Source organism: Pantoea sp. CTOTU50773 (assembly GCF_032082325.1).
Taxonomy (GTDB): domain Bacteria; phylum Pseudomonadota; class Gammaproteobacteria; order Enterobacterales; family Enterobacteriaceae; genus Pantoea; species Pantoea communis.
The window spans coordinates 1-15,118 of record NZ_DAMDQC010000103.1 but is presented as its reverse complement, the minus strand read 5'-3'; the positions used below and the strand labels follow the sequence as shown (position 1 = coordinate 15,118).

Genomic DNA, 15,118 nt, shown 5'->3' with positions numbered 1-15,118 from the left:
TACAACAACCGCAGCGGCGTGCGTGCAACCTGCCCGGATTGCCATGTGCCGCACGAATGGGGCCCGAAAATGCTGCGCAAATTGCAAGCCAGCAAAGAGGTGTACGCCAAGATCTTCGGCCTGATCGACACACCGCAGAAGTTTGAAGAGACGCGTATCGAGCTGGCACAGAATGAGTGGCGCAGGATGAAAAATAATAACTCGCAGGAGTGCCGAAACTGCCACAACTTCGAGTACATGGATTTCACCGCGCAGAAGACCGTGGCAGCAAAAATGCACAGCAAAGCGGTGGAGGATGGGCAAACCTGTATTGATTGCCACAAAGGTATTGCGCACCATCTGCCGGATATGAGCGCGCAAAAGAACGGTTTTTGATTTTCGCATTGTCATCAATTCGCGCGATAAATCGCGCCGCTACTTCTCTCTGCACCTTGTCGTAGCGGCGCAACGTATTGCGCGACCGTTCTCGCCCTTCATTGCGCATTGACCGCTCGAATTCAGATAGTTTTCCCTGCACCCTGTCGTAGCGGCGCAACGTATTGCGCGACCGTTCTCGCCCATCATTGCGCATTGACCGCTCGAATTCAGATAGTTTTCCCCGCCGCTAACGCCTATTATCTCAGGCTCCCTCATTAAGCGGTGGAGCGGCCATGTCGTTAAATATCAACATCATTAAAGATAAGTTACTGTCAGATAATTACTTTATCCTGCGTAACTTCACCTACGAACTGACCCGTAGCAACGGCGAAGTCATCCGCCACAAACGCGAAGTCTATGATCGCGGCAACGGCGCCACCATCCTGCTTTATAACCGCGATAAAAATACCGTGCTGCTGATTCGTCAGTTCCGCATTGCGACTTACGTTAACGGTAATGCCAGCGGTGAATTGATTGAGACCTGCGCGGGGCTGCTGGATAACGACACGCCGGAAGATTGCATCCGCAAAGAAGCCATCGAAGAGACCGGTTATGAGGTCGGCAAGGTCGAGAAGCTGTTTGAAGCCTATATGTCACCGGGTGGCGTAACAGAAATCGTCCATTTCTTCGCGGCAGAGTATAGCGATGCAATGCGCGCCAATGCCGGTGGTGGCGTAGAAGATGAAGAGATTACCGTGCTGGAGTTGCCTTTCCCGCAAGCGCTGGCGATGGTGAAAGATGGCCGCATCCTCGACGGTAAAGCGATTATGCTGCTGCAATATGCGCAGATTGCAGGTTGGTTAAAAGCCTGACCGGTGCATCATTAAGGGCGACTTTCATGGCCGCCCACAGTCATTCAAGCCATCACTTCCAACGGCTCGGGCACGCACCCCGGATGTGCCTGCATACGCGCCAGCGCTTCGGCGTACGAAGGCATTGAATTAGCCGCACCAGAACGCTCGACACACAACGAAGCAAACGCCGAAGCGAACAGAGCCGCCTGTGGCAGTTCATCGCCAGACGCTAAACGCGCTGCCAGCGCACCGTTAAACGCATCGCCCGCGCCGGTGGTATCCAGCGGTTGTGCCGGGAACAGCGGAATGCGCAGCGGCTGCTGTTCCGCATTGGACAACAGGGCGCCCGCCATCCCCAGGGTAATAATCACCTGACGCGCGCCTTTGCGGTGCATCACTTCTGCGGCTTTCTGCGCACTGGCAAAATCCGTCACCTTTACGCCGGTAATCTGCATCGCTTCGGTGCTATTGGGCGTCAGTAAATCCACCTTCGCCAGCAGTGCATCACTCACTTTTTGCCACGGCGCCGGGTTTAAAATCACAAAGGTGCCACCCGCACGCGCATTATCAATCATGCGCTGAATAGCATTCAGGTTGTTCTCTAGCTGCACCAACAAGATATCTGCTGCGGCTACCGTAGGCTGACAGCGCGACACTTCCGCCGCCGTCACCGTGGTGTTCGCGCCTGGGAACACCGAAATCATGTTCTCAGCATCATCCCCGGCCACATAAATCAGTGCGTTGCCGGTAGGCTTCTCTTTACAGGTAAACAGCGTAATCGCATCAAAGCCGGTTTTTTCGAGGTGACGACGGGCGAAAGTGCCAAAATCATCATTACCGACCTTGCCGATATAGTGTACGCGCGCCCCGGCACGCAGCGCCGCCGTGGCCTGGTTTGCGCCTTTGCCGCCCGGCCCCATCATGCTGTTATGGGCAGTCAGTGATTCACCCGGCATCGGGAAGCGGTTCATCACCGCGACGACGTCGAGGTTGAACGAGCCAAACACACACACTTTTCCTTTCATCATGCACTCCTGAACAGGCGTTCGGCGGCTAAACAGGCACCGCGACAGCCGGTGTGATCGGTGGATTGACTAAACACGATCTTCAAATTGTCACGCGTGGCCGGTGGACGCAGATGCTGCTGAATCTGACTGCGTAACTGCGCCAGCGGGAAGTCCGCCATCGCCAGCACTCCGCCACCCAGAATCAGGTATTCGGGATCGAGGATGTTCATTTCGGTGGCAATCAGCTGCGCCAAACGATAAACAAATGCCTGCAACTCCGGATGGTCGCCATGTTGCGTAAACAGCGCCGACATATCGGTATTCGGCACGTGAGCCTTAGCCCAGTGACTCAACCAATGGCCCGAAGTCACCGTCTCCGCACAACCCCGGTTGCCGCACGGGCAGGGTAGATCGTTACCGGCAATCGGCACATGGCCCAATTCACCCGCGCCGCCGTGCTGGCCGTGGTAAAAGCGACCATTGATCCACAAGCTGTTGCCCATACCGGTACCGGGATACAAACCTACCGCGATATCCGGCAACTGCTCCAGCTGCATTAAATCCCACATCATCAGATGGTTAACATCTTTATCCATCGCCACTGGCACGCCAAGACGCTCGGTGAGGATCGCCGCCACAGGCTGATGATCCAGCGCCTGAATAAACGGCAGCGAAATCACCTGCTGACGATCGCGACTGAGAATGCCGGGCAATCCCAGCATCACGCCGCTCACCGGTTGCTGCTCCAGTGTTTCACTGATTAACTGCCCGAGTGCCGTCAATGCGTCGGGCTGCTGCGCCCAGCTGGCCGTCGGCACCTTGCGGAAGCTGGACCAGATGCGTCCCTCTTCCATCAGCTGCAGACGTGTGCCGGTGCCGCCAATGTCGATGCCCAGCCAGCGTGGAATCATGCGGATACCTTCGCCAGGCCCTGAGCTTCATCAATGCTGTCACGCATCATGTCCCAGGCCGTTGCCAGATCGTCATGGATGTTAAACAGGCCCGAGGTACCGACGATCAGTACTTCTGCACCTGCTCCAACCAGCGTGTTGTAAGTGCGCGTGTTGCAGGAACCATCGATCTCAATCAGATATTTGTGGCCATGCTGCTGCTTCAGGGCTTTCAGTTCCTGCACTTTGGCGACCATTTCCGGGATGAATGGCTGTCCGGCATAGCCAGGATCCACGGTCATCACGGTGATTTTGTCCAGCAGATGAATATAGTGATGGATAAACGATACTGGTGTGGCCGGGTTCAGCACCACGCCGACTTTCTTGCCAAAGCTGCGAATCAGGTTGATCACGCGGAACGCATCGCGGTTGATAGTTTCTGCATGTGGGCAGATGTAGTCGGCACCTGCTTTGGCAATCACTTCAATGAAGTCGGTCGGGTGTTCCACCATCAAATGCACATCCAGCGCCACTTTGGTATGTGGACGAATCTGCTCAATAAAGAACGGCGACAGCGTGATGTTCTTAACGTAGTGACCGTCCATGATATCGATATGGAGGAAGTCTGCGCGGGAGTCCAGCACTTCCAGCTGGTGCTTGATCTCCATCAGATTCATACACATCAACGACGGGGAGACTTGAATACGCATTAGACTTCCTTTTTTTCGGTCAGAGGATTAAGGGCCGCAGCGAGCTTGCTCAGCTTGACGGCACGATGTTCATTAAAACGGGCTTTGAATTGTTTGAAGGCCAGTACCACAATCAGCACAGCGCCCCACATCGCCAGGCTTACGTGCTGGCTGATGTTCATCAGATTGAAACCGGTAGAGAGCACTTGCAGGGCAATCAGCGCCAGTACCACCCCCGTGACGCGGCCGAAGCCACCGTTCGGGTCGGTGCCGCCGAGAATAATCGCCAGCACGGTCAGCAGCAGATACGCATCGCCGTAACCCATACGCGCTGAGTTAAATCGCGCCATCATGATCAATCCGGCTAACACGCACAGCAGGCTGGAGATGACGTAGACCAGTACCACCATGCGATGCGTGTTGATGCCGCTGAACCAGGTGGCGTTAATGTTGCTGCCGCCCATGTAGATGCATTTACCGGCGCGGGTTTTGCCCAGGAACAGCGCCAGCAGCGCAGCGGCAATCAGGAACACCCATAACGGCAATGGCATACCCAACAGCGTGTTGGAACCGAGTGCCTGCACCACCGATGGCATGCCGCTGACAGCGGCACCTTTGGTTAGCCAGATGCCGATGCCGTTCAGCGTCATCATGGTTGCCAGCGTCACCAGAATCGGGTGAGCACCAATTCGCGTCACCATCACACCGGTGATGAGACCGATAAAGGCAGCAATCAGCATTGCGCCGACGATGGCGATAAACAGCCACAGCAGTTGCTGGCCGGTGCCGGCATCGGCGGGCAGGGCGCTCATCAGCGTCCAGGCGATAAACAGTGCAGTCAGGTTGGCGGTAGCGATAATCGCCAGGTTCAGGCCGCCGCTGAGGATGGCGATAAACATCGCCAGCGTCAGCAAGCCGAGTTCCGGCAGCTGGAATGCCATGCTCATAAAGGTCGAGTCGGTCATAAAGCGGCCCGGCAGCATGAAGGTGAAGATTGCCAGCGCCAGCGCAATCAGCAGCATCAGGCCAATATTGGTGCCGTCCGGACGCAGAGCAGAGAGTGATTTCATGTGAATGCTCCTGTCAGACGAAACTGACGTCAGTTTCTTTACGTTTTTTGTAGTGAGTGACGGCAATCGCCACCATGATCACGCCGCCTACCACGATGTTCATAAAGTAGTTGGAGACGCCAATCAGGTTGAGGCCGTTCTTCAGGATGGCGATCAGGAACACGCCCATCAGTGTGCCGCTCACCGTACCTTTACCGCCCATCAGGCTGGCACCGCCCAGTACCGTGGCCGCCAGTACATCCAGCTCGCCACCGACTAACGCATTCGGTACCACTTCACCCATGCGATACACCTGCACCAGGCCGCCAATCGCCGCCATCGCACCGAGCCAGCCGTAAGCGAAAACGTGAATCAGACCGACACGAATCCCGATACGACGTGCGGATTCCGCATCGCCGCCCACCGCATACAGCTGGCGGCCGAGGTTGGTTTTGTTGAGCAGCAGCGCAGTCAGTCCGGCAATCACCAGCATGGTGATCAGCGGCAGGCCAATCTGGAAACTGTTGCCTTGCCAGGTGAAGGGCAGCACGCTGCGCAGCGTGATCCACCAGTCCGGCAGGGAATAGAGGCTCTTACCGCCGGTCACCCACATCAGCAGACCAAACAGCAGCGACTGCATACTGATGGTGATGATGATCGACACCACGCGCAGCGAGGTAATCAGCAGGGCGTTAATCACGCCAAAGGTGGTGCCGCAGACAATCGCCAGCAGGATGCTCAGCGCCGCGTTATCAAACTGGAACTGCACAAACAGCGAAGCGATCAGGTATTGCACCACCGACGCCACCGCGGCGAAGGAGATATCGATCCCGCCGGTCACCAGCACCACAAACAGGCCGAGGGCAAAAATACCGGTCACCGCGTAACTTTCGGCCAGATCCAGCAGGTTCTGTACGGAGAGGAACTGGTCGCTGGCCACCGAGAAAAACAGGATGAAAGCCAGCAGCACCCACGCCAGCCAGCCTTGACTGGAGTGCGGGCGTAAACGAGAAAAATCAGGCATTGATCACCTCCGCCAGCTGTTCTTGCTCAACGGTATCGGGTTGGTATTCGGCATGAACGGTGCCATCACGGAAGTGCAGAATGCGGTCGCAGTTGTACCAAACCTCTGGCACTTCATCGGAAATCAGAATGATCGACAGACCTTCCTTCGCCAGCTCGTGGATCAGCTGATAGATGCTGGCTTTAGCGCCGACATCCACGCCCACGGTCGGCGAGTCCAGAATCAGAATGCGCGGCTGGGTCAGCACCCATTTCGCCAGCACAATCTTTTGCTGGTTGCCGCCGGAGAGGGTAGAGATCGCCAGATTGGGATCGGCCACGCGCACACCGAGCTGTTGAATCCATTGCAGGATCAGCTTGTTCTTGCGGTATTCGTCGATGATGTGAAAACGGTTTTGCAGTTTGTCGAGGATCGGCAGCACCATGTTGTCAGCCACCGATTGCTGCTGCACCAGACCGAGGGTTAAGCGGTCTTCGGAGACATAACCGATACCGGCTTTGATGGCATCTTCATGACCGCGGAAACGCACGGGCTTGCTGTCGAGCCAGATTTTGCCGCTATCGGGTTTGGTCATGCCAAACAGCGACAGTGCCAGTTCGGTACGACCGGAGCCGAGCAGGCCGCACAGGCCGAGTACTTCGCCCTGATACAGCTTGAAATTGACGTCATGGTATTGACCGGCGCGTGTCAGGTTCTCGACTTCGAGAATGGCGCGGTCGGCATTACGCGTTGGCGCTTTCAGTTGATAATCGAGTTTCAGCCCGGTCATCAGTTCAGTCAGATGATGTGGCGTCATCTCTTTAGCGGGCCAGCAGCCCATCTTGCGTCCGTCACGGATCACGGTCACGCGATCCGAAATCTCTAATACTTCATCCAGACGGTGGCTGACGAACACCACGCAGATGTTTTTGTCTTTCAGGTAGCGCACAGTGCGCAGCAGTTGGTTTACTTCGGTGCGGGTCAGAGAAGCCGTCGGTTCGTCCATGATCACCAGGCGCGCATCGGCGACCAGTGCACGGCAAATCGCCACCTGCTGACGTGCAGCAATCGACAGCGCCGAGACTTTCTCATCCAGATCGAGATCGAATTTCAGTTCTTCAATAATACGGGTTGCCGTTTCGCGCAGCTTCGCCTTGCGGTGCCAGCCGAGCAGGCCATTGAGATTGTGCTCAAAGGCGATGTTCTCGGCCACGCTCAAATTCGGGAACAGCGACAGATCCTGATAAATCACCTGGATACCGAAATCACGCGCCTGACGGGTGGTCAGACGCGGGAAGGTCGGGCCATCACCCAGGGTAATGCGGCTGCCACTGTCCGGGGCATGTACCCCGGAAATGACTTTGATTAAGGTGCTCTTGCCACAGCCGTTGGTGCCAGCCAGGCAGTGCACTTCGCCCGCCAGTAAGCTCAGCGAGATATCGCTCAGTGCGCGGTTGCCACCAAATGTTTTCGACAGGTTGTCGAGCGCAATTAACGTCTGTGGGATCACCTCTTTCATCATTACAGCCCCATTTTCACCAGTTTTGGCAGGTTTTCTTTATCCAGACTTTCGGTGTTGTTACCGAGGATGGTGTGGGTCGCCTCGTCAACTTTCACTTTGCCCAGACCGTCGATGGTCATACCGTCGGTAATTGGCTCTTTCTTCTGCATCATGTCGGCGATACGCACGAACACTTCGCCAGCGGTTTGCGGGTTCCAGATATAGCCGCCTTTGATCGCGCCACGCTGCACCAGCGAAGCACCCTGTCCTGGGCTGAAGGCGCCAATCACGCACACCTGATCAATCTTGTTGCGGTTCATCACTGCACGACCGGCACCGATTGGGCCCTGTGAACCGAACGCCATAATGCCTTTCAGATCCGGGTATTTAGACATCAGTTCGTTAGTGGTACGGATGGAGTCATCCAGCGATTCGCCGACGCCGAACTTGTCGGTCACCATCTGCATTTTCGGGTAGTGTTCTTTCTGGTAGTTCAGCGCGGCATCGGTCCACTGTTGGTGCAATGGCACAGTCAGGCTGCCGACGTACATGGCGTATTTGCCCTCTTCATGCATGCATTTCGCCAGCGCTTTCATGTGGTTGATGCCGTGTGTCGGGGCATCCACCAGTTCGAAGTCCCAGTTCGCGCCTTTCTGATCCGGTGATTCGTGGGTGATCACCTGAATGCCGGCTTCACGGGCACGTTTCAGTACCGGCTCCAGCACTTTCGGGTCATTCGGCACTACGCCGATAATGTCGACTTTCTGCGCAATCAAATCTTCAATCGCACGCACCTGCAGGGCAGGGTCGGCGGCGGTTGGGCCTACCATCCATGCATCAATGCCGCGTTTCGCCGCTTCACTCTTGATGCCCGCTTCCATGGCGTTGAACCATGGAATACCGCCAATTTTCACCACGATGCCCATGCGTAATTTGTCAGCAGCGTGCGCGCCGGTAGCGGCAAACAGAGCAAGCAGAGAACAGGCGATAAGATGTTTTTTCATAAAGACTCCGGATTAATTTTTTATTAGCTGCATTGAATTGTTGCACTGTGAGCAATCAATAATATTGACGCCGTTCCAGGCTAATTCTTGTTCCAGCTCTTTGTCTTTTAATTGGTCAGTGATGAGAAAGTCCACATCGCGATAATGGCAAATACGCGCGAATGAGGGCCGCAGGAATTTACTGGCATCCAGCAGCAGATGTTTTCTTTCTGCTGCCAGTAACATCTGTTGTTTTAAATGTGCGTTGTTTTCGTTACCTTCACGTAAATAACCGTCATTGCCTAAACTGCTACAGGAAAAAAAGATCTTATTGATCTGAAATTCCCGTAAAGGCTGCTCAGCGACAACACCATGGAAATCTTCATAACGGTCAGAATATTCTCCCCCCAGACAGATGGTGCGGATACTGCCGCGCGCCGCAAGGGTTTGCACTATTCTGATAGAGTTGGTTAATACCGTTAATTCAATATCCGGTAGCTGTCGCGCCAAATACCAGCAAGTGGTGCTACTGTCGAGTAATATACAATCGCCGGGGCTGATGAAATCGAGTGCACGTTTGGCTATTGCCATCTTTGCATCTACATGTTCATTCATGCGCTGGCGGAAAGATAATTCATACTCGTTAACACCCCTCGTATTCCCCTGAATGTTAGCGGCTTGTCGTTTTGCTGGTACTGCACCGCCGTGGCTACGCTGCAACAGCCCACGTTTCTCCAGCTGAGTTAAATCACGACGAATCGTTTCTTGCGAAACCTGACACAACGTGACTAATTCTGCGACAATAACCCGACCATTTAAATTTAGTTCGTCAATAATTCGCTGCTGTCTTTCAATCGGCAACATGACTTCCCTCCGATGGCTATAAAGTACTGGATACCGCAGCGGGAAAATGTGGACTGCGCACGAGTCCGCAGTGGTCAAAATGCCCGGCGACGTTAGAGTGATGTGGGTTAAATTTTTATGTAAATGAGATATCTATTTTTCATGTAATAGAGATCTGATTCACATAAACACGCGTGTTAGCGCTAAATCGCGGGATCGGTAGCAAACAATTATTACCGTATGAAAACACCTTATCATGACCGAGTATGACCGTTTGTGTGTATTTGACCGATTTGTGATGTGCGCAAAATTGTTTTTAGCCAAACCCGTCTTTGACGGCATGACGTCGAGCGGACGGAGGTGTTACCCAGATAAACGCTTTCAGACAAACATGACTCCATAGTCCGACGAATCCGATTGAGCGGAAATCAGTCGAAACGGATGATGGAACCTTGCTTCTTCAGCCTCAGATCGCCCTCAGGCGACGGCTTTTTCAGCAGTTAGTACCGCTTTTAGGGCCAGCTCACAGTTTCGGCCTGCTGACCACGTTGTCGTTACGCTATGATTTCCTTTCAAGGAATTTGGGGACCTTTTTTTTTGATGTCTTATTGGATGAAGTCGCTGCTTTTATTGCCCTTTGTGTTTGTCGCGTGCGTTCAGGCTGAGCCATTGCAAAAGTCATTTTCTGACTGGCAGCTCACCTGTAACAACGCGGCTTTTTGCGTGGCACGCAGCTTTCCGGGGGACAACGGATTAGTGATGACCCTATCACGTGGCGCTGGTGTTAACGATCGCCCGCTGCTGCGTATTGATTACGGCAGTGCGTACAGCGGAGAGCTGCCCGGCGGACCGCTGAAGGAAAATTTGCTGCTGGATCAACGTCGCCTGACGCCAGACCTCAAACACTGGAGCGTGGAGCCACACCATCTCGCCACCAGTAATGCCATCGCCATCGACGAATTTCTGGCGCAAACGCTGGATGCCCATACTCTGCAGCTGACCTATCAGGCTAAAGCCACTATCCCACTCAGCGGCATGAAAGCCGCGCTAGTGTTGATGGATGACGTTCAGGGGCGGGTAAATGGCGCCAGCGCCTGGGTGAAGCGGGGCGATCGCGCGCCATCGGACGTTCTCCCTGTGCCGCAGGTACCGCAACTGCCCGCTCGCTTACCGCAGCCAGCGCCGTTAACTCAGGAAGAAACCAGCGGGTTAATTGATTACGGTACCTGGCGGGTTAACACCGACAACTGTTCGCTCGATCCGCTGAGACGTGAAGTGAGTGTAGCGCCGCTCACCGACACTAAAGCGCTGCTTTTGATCAGTTGTGAAGCCGGTGCCTATAACGTGATTGATTTGGCCTTTGAGGTGACGCGTAGCCAGCCTTACGTTGCTCGCGGGCTGACGTTGACCTTGCCATTCACGCCACCCGGACGCAGTGACAATCAGATGGAGTTGGTGAACGCTGAATTCGATGCCAGCAGCGGTTTGCTTTACACCTTCAGTAAAGGCCGCGGTCTGGGAGATTGTGGTGTCGCCACGCGTTGGCAGTACGACGGAAATGACTTTGTGCTGGCAGAGTATGCTGAAGAGAAAACCTGTGACGCATGGCATAGCAGTGATAAATGGCCCACGCTGTGGGTCAGCCAGCCCCCGTCATAATTCGCACTGCAGATGCGTTGGCTGTTTTCATTCACCCCAGTCACTTACTGATGTAAGCTCCTGGGGATTCATTCAATTGCCGCCTTTCTGCATCACGAACTATCTAGGGAGAAGGTATGGCATTGATCATCATCGGTGAGCCATTTTGATTGCCCACCAACTCCGCCAACAGATTATTCACGCCATCGCTCATCGGTGTGAAGCGTGACAGCGGTGAACGCGTCACCACCACAAATACTCCGACGTTATTCTGTGGCACCATCGCCATGTAAGTAATAAAGCCGCCGCCGCCGCCGGTTTTTTCGATAATCCCTGGACGTCCCTCTTTTGGCCCCATATATACCCAGCCCATGCCTAAGGCATCGGCACGGCCAGGCACATCCATACCTTCCACTTTGGTCAACTGGTCACGGCGATAGATCAGCGTTTGCAGACGATCAACCTGCGGCGTGCGGTGATTAACCGCCGAGTTGAGGAATTGCTGCATCCAGCGGCCCATATCATCCGGCGTTGAATACACGCCACCGCTGCCAATTGCCGCCAGGGTGTTATTGCACGGGCTGGCCCCTTTCTCAGGGATCATCAGGCGCTGGCACTGATCGGGGGATGGCGTAAAGGTGGTGTCTTTCATTCCCAGCGGACGCGTCACCAGCTGTTGCAGCAGGGCGGGATAAGGCGTGCCTGCCGCTTTCGACAGCGCATCACTCAGCAGGTCAAAGCCGAGGTTGGAATAGGAGGCTTGTGTTCCCGGCGTGGCTTTCAATCGCGCACCCTGCAGCCACTGCCAGCGATCGGCTTTGGTTGGCCAGACAAACACCGGACGATGCGGTTTGCCGCCCGGCTGCTCACGCGGCAGGCTGCCGGTATGAGTCGCGAGGTTGATCAGGCGAATCGGCTGACCGTTGTAATTCGGGACGCGTGCGCCAGCCGGAGCATACTTGCTCAACGGGTCATCAAGGCGAATCTGTCCGCGTTCCGCCATTTTGACCATCACTTCGCTGGTCATCAATTTGCTCAGCGAGGCGATGCGAATCACGGAGTCGAGCTGAGGGCGCACGTTATTGCCAGGGCTGGTATCGCCAAAGCTGGCAAATACGCGCTGATTGCCATCAATCGCCACCAGCGCCATGCCGGTTGCGCCACTGCCATAGAAGATATGCTCGGCATAACGATCAACGATCTGCGAGGCCAGCAGCGGATCGGCTACCGTCTGCGCCATGCTTTTTAATGGAAGCACTGAAACCATTAAGGCCAGTAAAAAAGGAGTACGTTTTTTCAACGGGAAAGCGTCCGCAACAGGATTCGGAGGAAAGCTTATAGTAATCAGTTTGTGCGAGGCGTGAAGAGGGAAGGGAGGATTTTTTTCTGTATCAGGCTGTGATCAAAAAACGGCCCTTACGTCAAAAGACGCAGGGCCGGATCGATTAGTGCGGCTTGAGTAATGCTTCGGTATGGCTCACGATATTTTCCACCGTAAAGCCAAATTCCGGGAACAGCTTGCCTGCCGGCGCAGACTCACCGAAGGTGGTCATGCCGACAATCGCGCCATCCAGGCCGACATACTTGAACCAGTAATCGGCGATACCCGCTTCTACCGCCACGCGCGCTTTTACGCCGGATGGCAGCACCGATTCGCGGTAGGCTGCATCCTGCTTGTCGAATACGTCGGTGCAGGGCAGAGACACCACGCGCACCTTGTGGCCGCTGGCACCGAGTTTATCCGCCGCGCCCAGCGCGATTTCAATCTCAGATCCGGTGGCGATGATGATCGCTTCTGGTGTGCCCGCGCAATCCTGCAACACATAGCCGCCTTTGGCGATATCGGCCACCTGTGCTTTGCTGCGCTCTGGCTGCAGCAGATTTTGACGCGACAGAATCAGCGCGGTCGGGCCATGATGGCGCTCAACAGCGGCTTTCCACGCCACGGCGGTTTCCACCTGATCGCACGGACGCCAGACGCTCATATTTGGCGTCACGCGCAGGCTGGCGAGCTGTTCCACCGGCTGGTGCGTTGGGCCATCTTCGCCCAGACCAATCGAGTCATGGGTATACACCAGCACCTGACGCGCTTTCATCAGCGCGGCCATGCGCACCGCGTTACGCGCGTACTCAACAAACATCAGGAAGGTGGCGGTGTACGGAATGAAGCCGCCGTGTTGGGCAATACCGTTGCCAATCGCTGTCATACCAAATTCGCGCACGCCGTAGTGGATGTAGTTACCGGCGATGTCTTCTTTGATCGATTTCGAACCTGACCAGATGGTGAGATTACTCGGCGCAAGGTCAGCAGAGCCACCCAACAACTCTGGCAGCAGCTTGCCGTACACTTCCAGTGTGTTTTGCGACGCTTTACGGCTGGCAATTTTTTGCGGATTGGCCTGTAGCTCTTCCACAAACGCCTGAGTCGCCTCACCCCATTGCGCCGGCATCCCCCCGTCCAGACGGCGGCTAAACTCAGCGGCGAGATCTGGATGCGCCGCTTTATAGGCAGCAAACTTCTCATCCCAGGCTTTCTCTCGCTGACTGCCGGCTTCTTTGGCATCCCACTGTTGATAAATTTCTTTCGGGATTTCAAACGCTGGATGGTGCCAGCCGAGTTTTTGACGGGTCAACGCTACTTCCTGCTCGCCCAGTGCCGAGCCGTGTGACTCTTCTTTACCGGCTTTGTTTGGCGACCCAAAACCAATGACCGTGCGGCAGATAATCAGCGAAGGCTTATCGGTGACACTCTGCGCTTCTTTGATGGCGGCTGCGATAGCTTCCGGATCGTGCCCATCAATGCCTGCTGCACTGCCGACGACATGCCAGTTGTAGGCCTCGAAGCGTTTGTGCGTGTCATCGGTGAACCAGCCTTCGGTTTCACCATCAATCGAGATGCCGTTATGATCGTAGAAACCAATCAGTTTGCCGAGGCCGAGGGTGCCGGCCAGCGAGCTGACTTCATGTGAAATACCTTCCATCAAACAGCCATCGCCCATAAACACATAGGTGTAATGATCGACGATGTCGTGGCCGGGACGGTTAAACTGCGCCGCCAGGGTGCGCTCGGCAATGGCCATGCCCACCGCATTGGCCAAACCCTGTCCCAACGGACCGGTGGTAGTTTCCACGCCTGGCGTATAGCCAATTTCCGGATGGCCAGGGGTTTTGGAATGCAGCTGGCGGAAGTTTTTCAGCTCTTCCATCGGCAGATCGTAACCGGTGAGGTGCAGCAGGCTGTATTGCAGCATCGAACCGTGGCCGTTGGAGAGGATAAAGCGGTCGCGGTCAACCCACGCCGGATTGTTGGGATTGTGTTTGAGAACGTCGCGCCATAGCACTTCGGCGATATCAGCCATTCCCATCGGCATACCGGGGTGACCGGAATTTGCTTTCTGTACCGCATCCATACTCAAAGCACGAATCGCGTTAGCCAACTCTCTGCGTGAAGACATAGGGTACTCCCTTGTGATTGGGCAATAGCGGACGGGCAGACGCCCGTCCGGCGTGAGAAGTGTGGTGATTTACAGGCGTGATGCCAGCACATCTTCCAGCTTCTGCTGGTCAATGGCGAATTGACGGATGCCGTCAGACAGTTTTTCCACTGCCATCGGATCCTGGTTATGTTCCCAGCGGAACTCCGCTTCAGAGAGCGGAGCAGGCTGGTGGAAGCCTTCGGTTGATGGCTCCAGCTTGCGTTCCAGCGGTGCATCGCTGTTCGCCAGCTCTTCCAGCAGGTTAGGGGAGATGGTCAGACGGTCACAGCCGGCCAGCGCCTGAATCTGTTCAACCTTACGGAAGCTGGCTCCCATGATCACGGTGCTGTAACGATGCTTTTTGTAATAATCGTAGATACGACGCACAGATTTCACGCCAGGATCTTCATCCACCACATACGGGTCGAGCGGTTTGCGTGAGTTGTACCAGTCATAAATACGGCCGACAAACGGGGAGATCAGGAACACGCCCGCTTCAGCACAGGCACGCGCCTGCGCAAAGGAGAACAGCAACGTCAGGTTACACTGGATACCGTTTTTCTCCAGTTCTTCAGCGGCTTTGATCCCTTCCCAGGTTGAGGCCAGTTTGATCAGGATGCGCGAACGATCAATGCCGTTCTCTTCATACATCCGTACCAGTTTCTCCGCTTTGGTGACACACATGCCACGATCGAAGGAGAGGCGCGCATCCACTTCGGTCGAAACACGGCCCGGTACGCTTTTCAGAATTTCCATACCGAGGTTGATCGCCACTTTGTCACTGGCGTTGATGATTTGCGTCTCTTTGCTGCCGCCCTGTTTTTTCGC

The 15,118-nt window shown here is 55.1% G+C and carries 14 protein-coding genes; 3 read left to right on the top strand and 11 right to left on the bottom strand.

What is annotated here, in order from left to right:
* The coding region (locus RT340_RS15710) for a NapC/NirT family cytochrome c (protein ID WP_313377003.1) at positions 1–375 on the top strand (375 nt) is incomplete at its 5' end.
* A gap of 275 nt (positions 376–650) precedes the next feature.
* A complete protein-coding gene (gene nudK, locus RT340_RS15705) occupies positions 651–1,229 on the top strand; it encodes a GDP-mannose pyrophosphatase NudK (RefSeq protein WP_313377001.1) in 579 nt (192 codons plus the stop codon).
* 44 nt (positions 1,230–1,273) lie between these two features.
* Here nudK and RT340_RS15700 read toward each other — a convergent pair whose 3' ends face one another.
* Genes RT340_RS15700 through RT340_RS15665 form a run of 8 tightly spaced genes read right to left on the bottom strand, consistent with a single transcriptional unit; the run spans position 1,274 to position 9,197 of the window.
* Positions 1,274–2,236, bottom strand: coding sequence for a ribokinase (locus RT340_RS15700; RefSeq protein ID WP_097118571.1), 963 nt, complete (start codon positions 2,234–2,236; stop codon positions 1,274–1,276).
* Positions 2,236–3,129: an allose kinase gene (gene alsK / locus RT340_RS15695; protein ID WP_097118570.1), complete on the bottom strand. Its 894-nt coding sequence runs from the start codon at positions 3,127–3,129 to the stop codon at positions 2,236–2,238. The genes RT340_RS15700 and alsK overlap by 1 nt, the downstream gene beginning before the upstream one ends.
* Positions 3,126–3,818 carry a D-allulose 6-phosphate 3-epimerase gene (gene alsE, locus RT340_RS15690; protein WP_038645526.1) on the bottom strand — a complete coding sequence of 231 codons (693 nt, stop codon included), beginning with the start codon at positions 3,816–3,818 and terminating at the stop codon, positions 3,126–3,128. Before alsE ends, alsK begins: the two co-directional genes overlap by 4 nt.
* The gene (locus RT340_RS15685; protein ID WP_313376998.1) at positions 3,818–4,867 is read right to left on the bottom strand and encodes an ABC transporter permease; all 1,050 of its coding nucleotides are present in this window, start codon (positions 4,865–4,867) and stop codon (positions 3,818–3,820) included. The genes alsE and RT340_RS15685 overlap by 1 nt, the downstream gene beginning before the upstream one ends.
* Before the next feature lie 13 nt (positions 4,868–4,880).
* Positions 4,881–5,870: an ABC transporter permease gene (locus tag RT340_RS15680; protein ID WP_034825832.1), complete on the bottom strand. Its 990-nt coding sequence runs from the start codon at positions 5,868–5,870 to the stop codon at positions 4,881–4,883.
* Positions 5,863–7,368: a sugar ABC transporter ATP-binding protein gene (locus tag RT340_RS15675; protein ID WP_034825973.1), complete on the bottom strand. Its 1,506-nt coding sequence runs from the start codon at positions 7,366–7,368 to the stop codon at positions 5,863–5,865. Before RT340_RS15675 ends, RT340_RS15680 begins: the two co-directional genes overlap by 8 nt.
* Before the next feature lie 2 nt (positions 7,369–7,370).
* Positions 7,371–8,354, bottom strand: coding sequence for a substrate-binding domain-containing protein (locus RT340_RS15670; protein WP_034825834.1), 984 nt, complete (start codon positions 8,352–8,354; stop codon positions 7,371–7,373).
* A gap of 12 nt (positions 8,355–8,366) precedes the next feature.
* Positions 8,367–9,197, bottom strand: a complete 831-nt coding sequence (locus tag RT340_RS15665) for a DeoR/GlpR family DNA-binding transcription regulator (protein WP_313376995.1) — start codon at positions 9,195–9,197, stop codon at positions 8,367–8,369.
* Positions 9,198–9,776: 579 nt separating this feature from the next.
* Between RT340_RS15665 and RT340_RS15660 the strand changes: the two genes are divergently transcribed.
* A complete protein-coding gene (locus RT340_RS15660) occupies positions 9,777–10,835 on the top strand; it encodes a DUF1176 domain-containing protein (RefSeq protein ID WP_313376993.1) in 1,059 nt (352 codons plus the stop codon).
* A gap of 103 nt (positions 10,836–10,938) precedes the next feature.
* Here the strand turns inward: RT340_RS15660 and ampH are convergent, their stop codons facing one another.
* The 3 genes from ampH to tal form a co-directional block, all read right to left on the bottom strand.
* Entirely contained in the window at positions 10,939–12,114 is a 1,176-nt protein-coding gene (ampH, locus tag RT340_RS15655) for a D-alanyl-D-alanine-carboxypeptidase/endopeptidase AmpH (RefSeq protein WP_313376991.1), read from the bottom strand.
* Positions 12,115–12,259: 145 nt separating this feature from the next.
* Positions 12,260–14,269 carry a transketolase gene (gene tkt / locus RT340_RS15650; RefSeq protein WP_313376989.1) on the bottom strand — a complete coding sequence of 670 codons (2,010 nt, stop codon included), beginning with the start codon at positions 14,267–14,269 and terminating at the stop codon, positions 12,260–12,262.
* A 69-nt stretch (positions 14,270–14,338) separates the two neighbouring features.
* Positions 14,339–15,118, bottom strand: a 780-nt coding sequence (tal, locus tag RT340_RS15645; protein WP_313376987.1) for a transaldolase, incomplete at its 5' end; no start/stop codon positions are given.

Coding starts and splice junctions, on each gene's coding strand:
- alsE (WP_038645526.1), bottom strand. CDS start 3,818: ATGCGTATTCAAGTCTCCCCGTCGTTGATGTGTATGAATCTGATGGAG.
- tkt (WP_313376989.1), bottom strand. CDS start 14,269: ATGTCTTCACGCAGAGAGTTGGCTAACGCGATTCGTGCTTTGAGTATG.
- RT340_RS15670 (WP_034825834.1), bottom strand. CDS start 8,354: ATGAAAAAACATCTTATCGCCTGTTCTCTGCTTGCTCTGTTTGCCGCT.
- RT340_RS15680 (WP_034825832.1), bottom strand. CDS start 5,870: ATGCCTGATTTTTCTCGTTTACGCCCGCACTCCAGTCAAGGCTGGCTG.
- nudK (WP_313377001.1), top strand. CDS start 651: ATGTCGTTAAATATCAACATCATTAAAGATAAGTTACTGTCAGATAAT.
- RT340_RS15660 (WP_313376993.1), top strand. CDS start 9,777: ATGTCTTATTGGATGAAGTCGCTGCTTTTATTGCCCTTTGTGTTTGTC.
- RT340_RS15665 (WP_313376995.1), bottom strand. CDS start 9,197: ATGTTGCCGATTGAAAGACAGCAGCGAATTATTGACGAACTAAATTTA.
- alsK (WP_097118570.1), bottom strand. CDS start 3,129: ATGATTCCACGCTGGCTGGGCATCGACATTGGCGGCACCGGCACACGT.
- RT340_RS15685 (WP_313376998.1), bottom strand. CDS start 4,867: ATGAAATCACTCTCTGCTCTGCGTCCGGACGGCACCAATATTGGCCTG.
- RT340_RS15675 (WP_034825973.1), bottom strand. CDS start 7,368: ATGAAAGAGGTGATCCCACAGACGTTAATTGCGCTCGACAACCTGTCG.
- RT340_RS15700 (WP_097118571.1), bottom strand. CDS start 2,236: ATGAAAGGAAAAGTGTGTGTGTTTGGCTCGTTCAACCTCGACGTCGTC.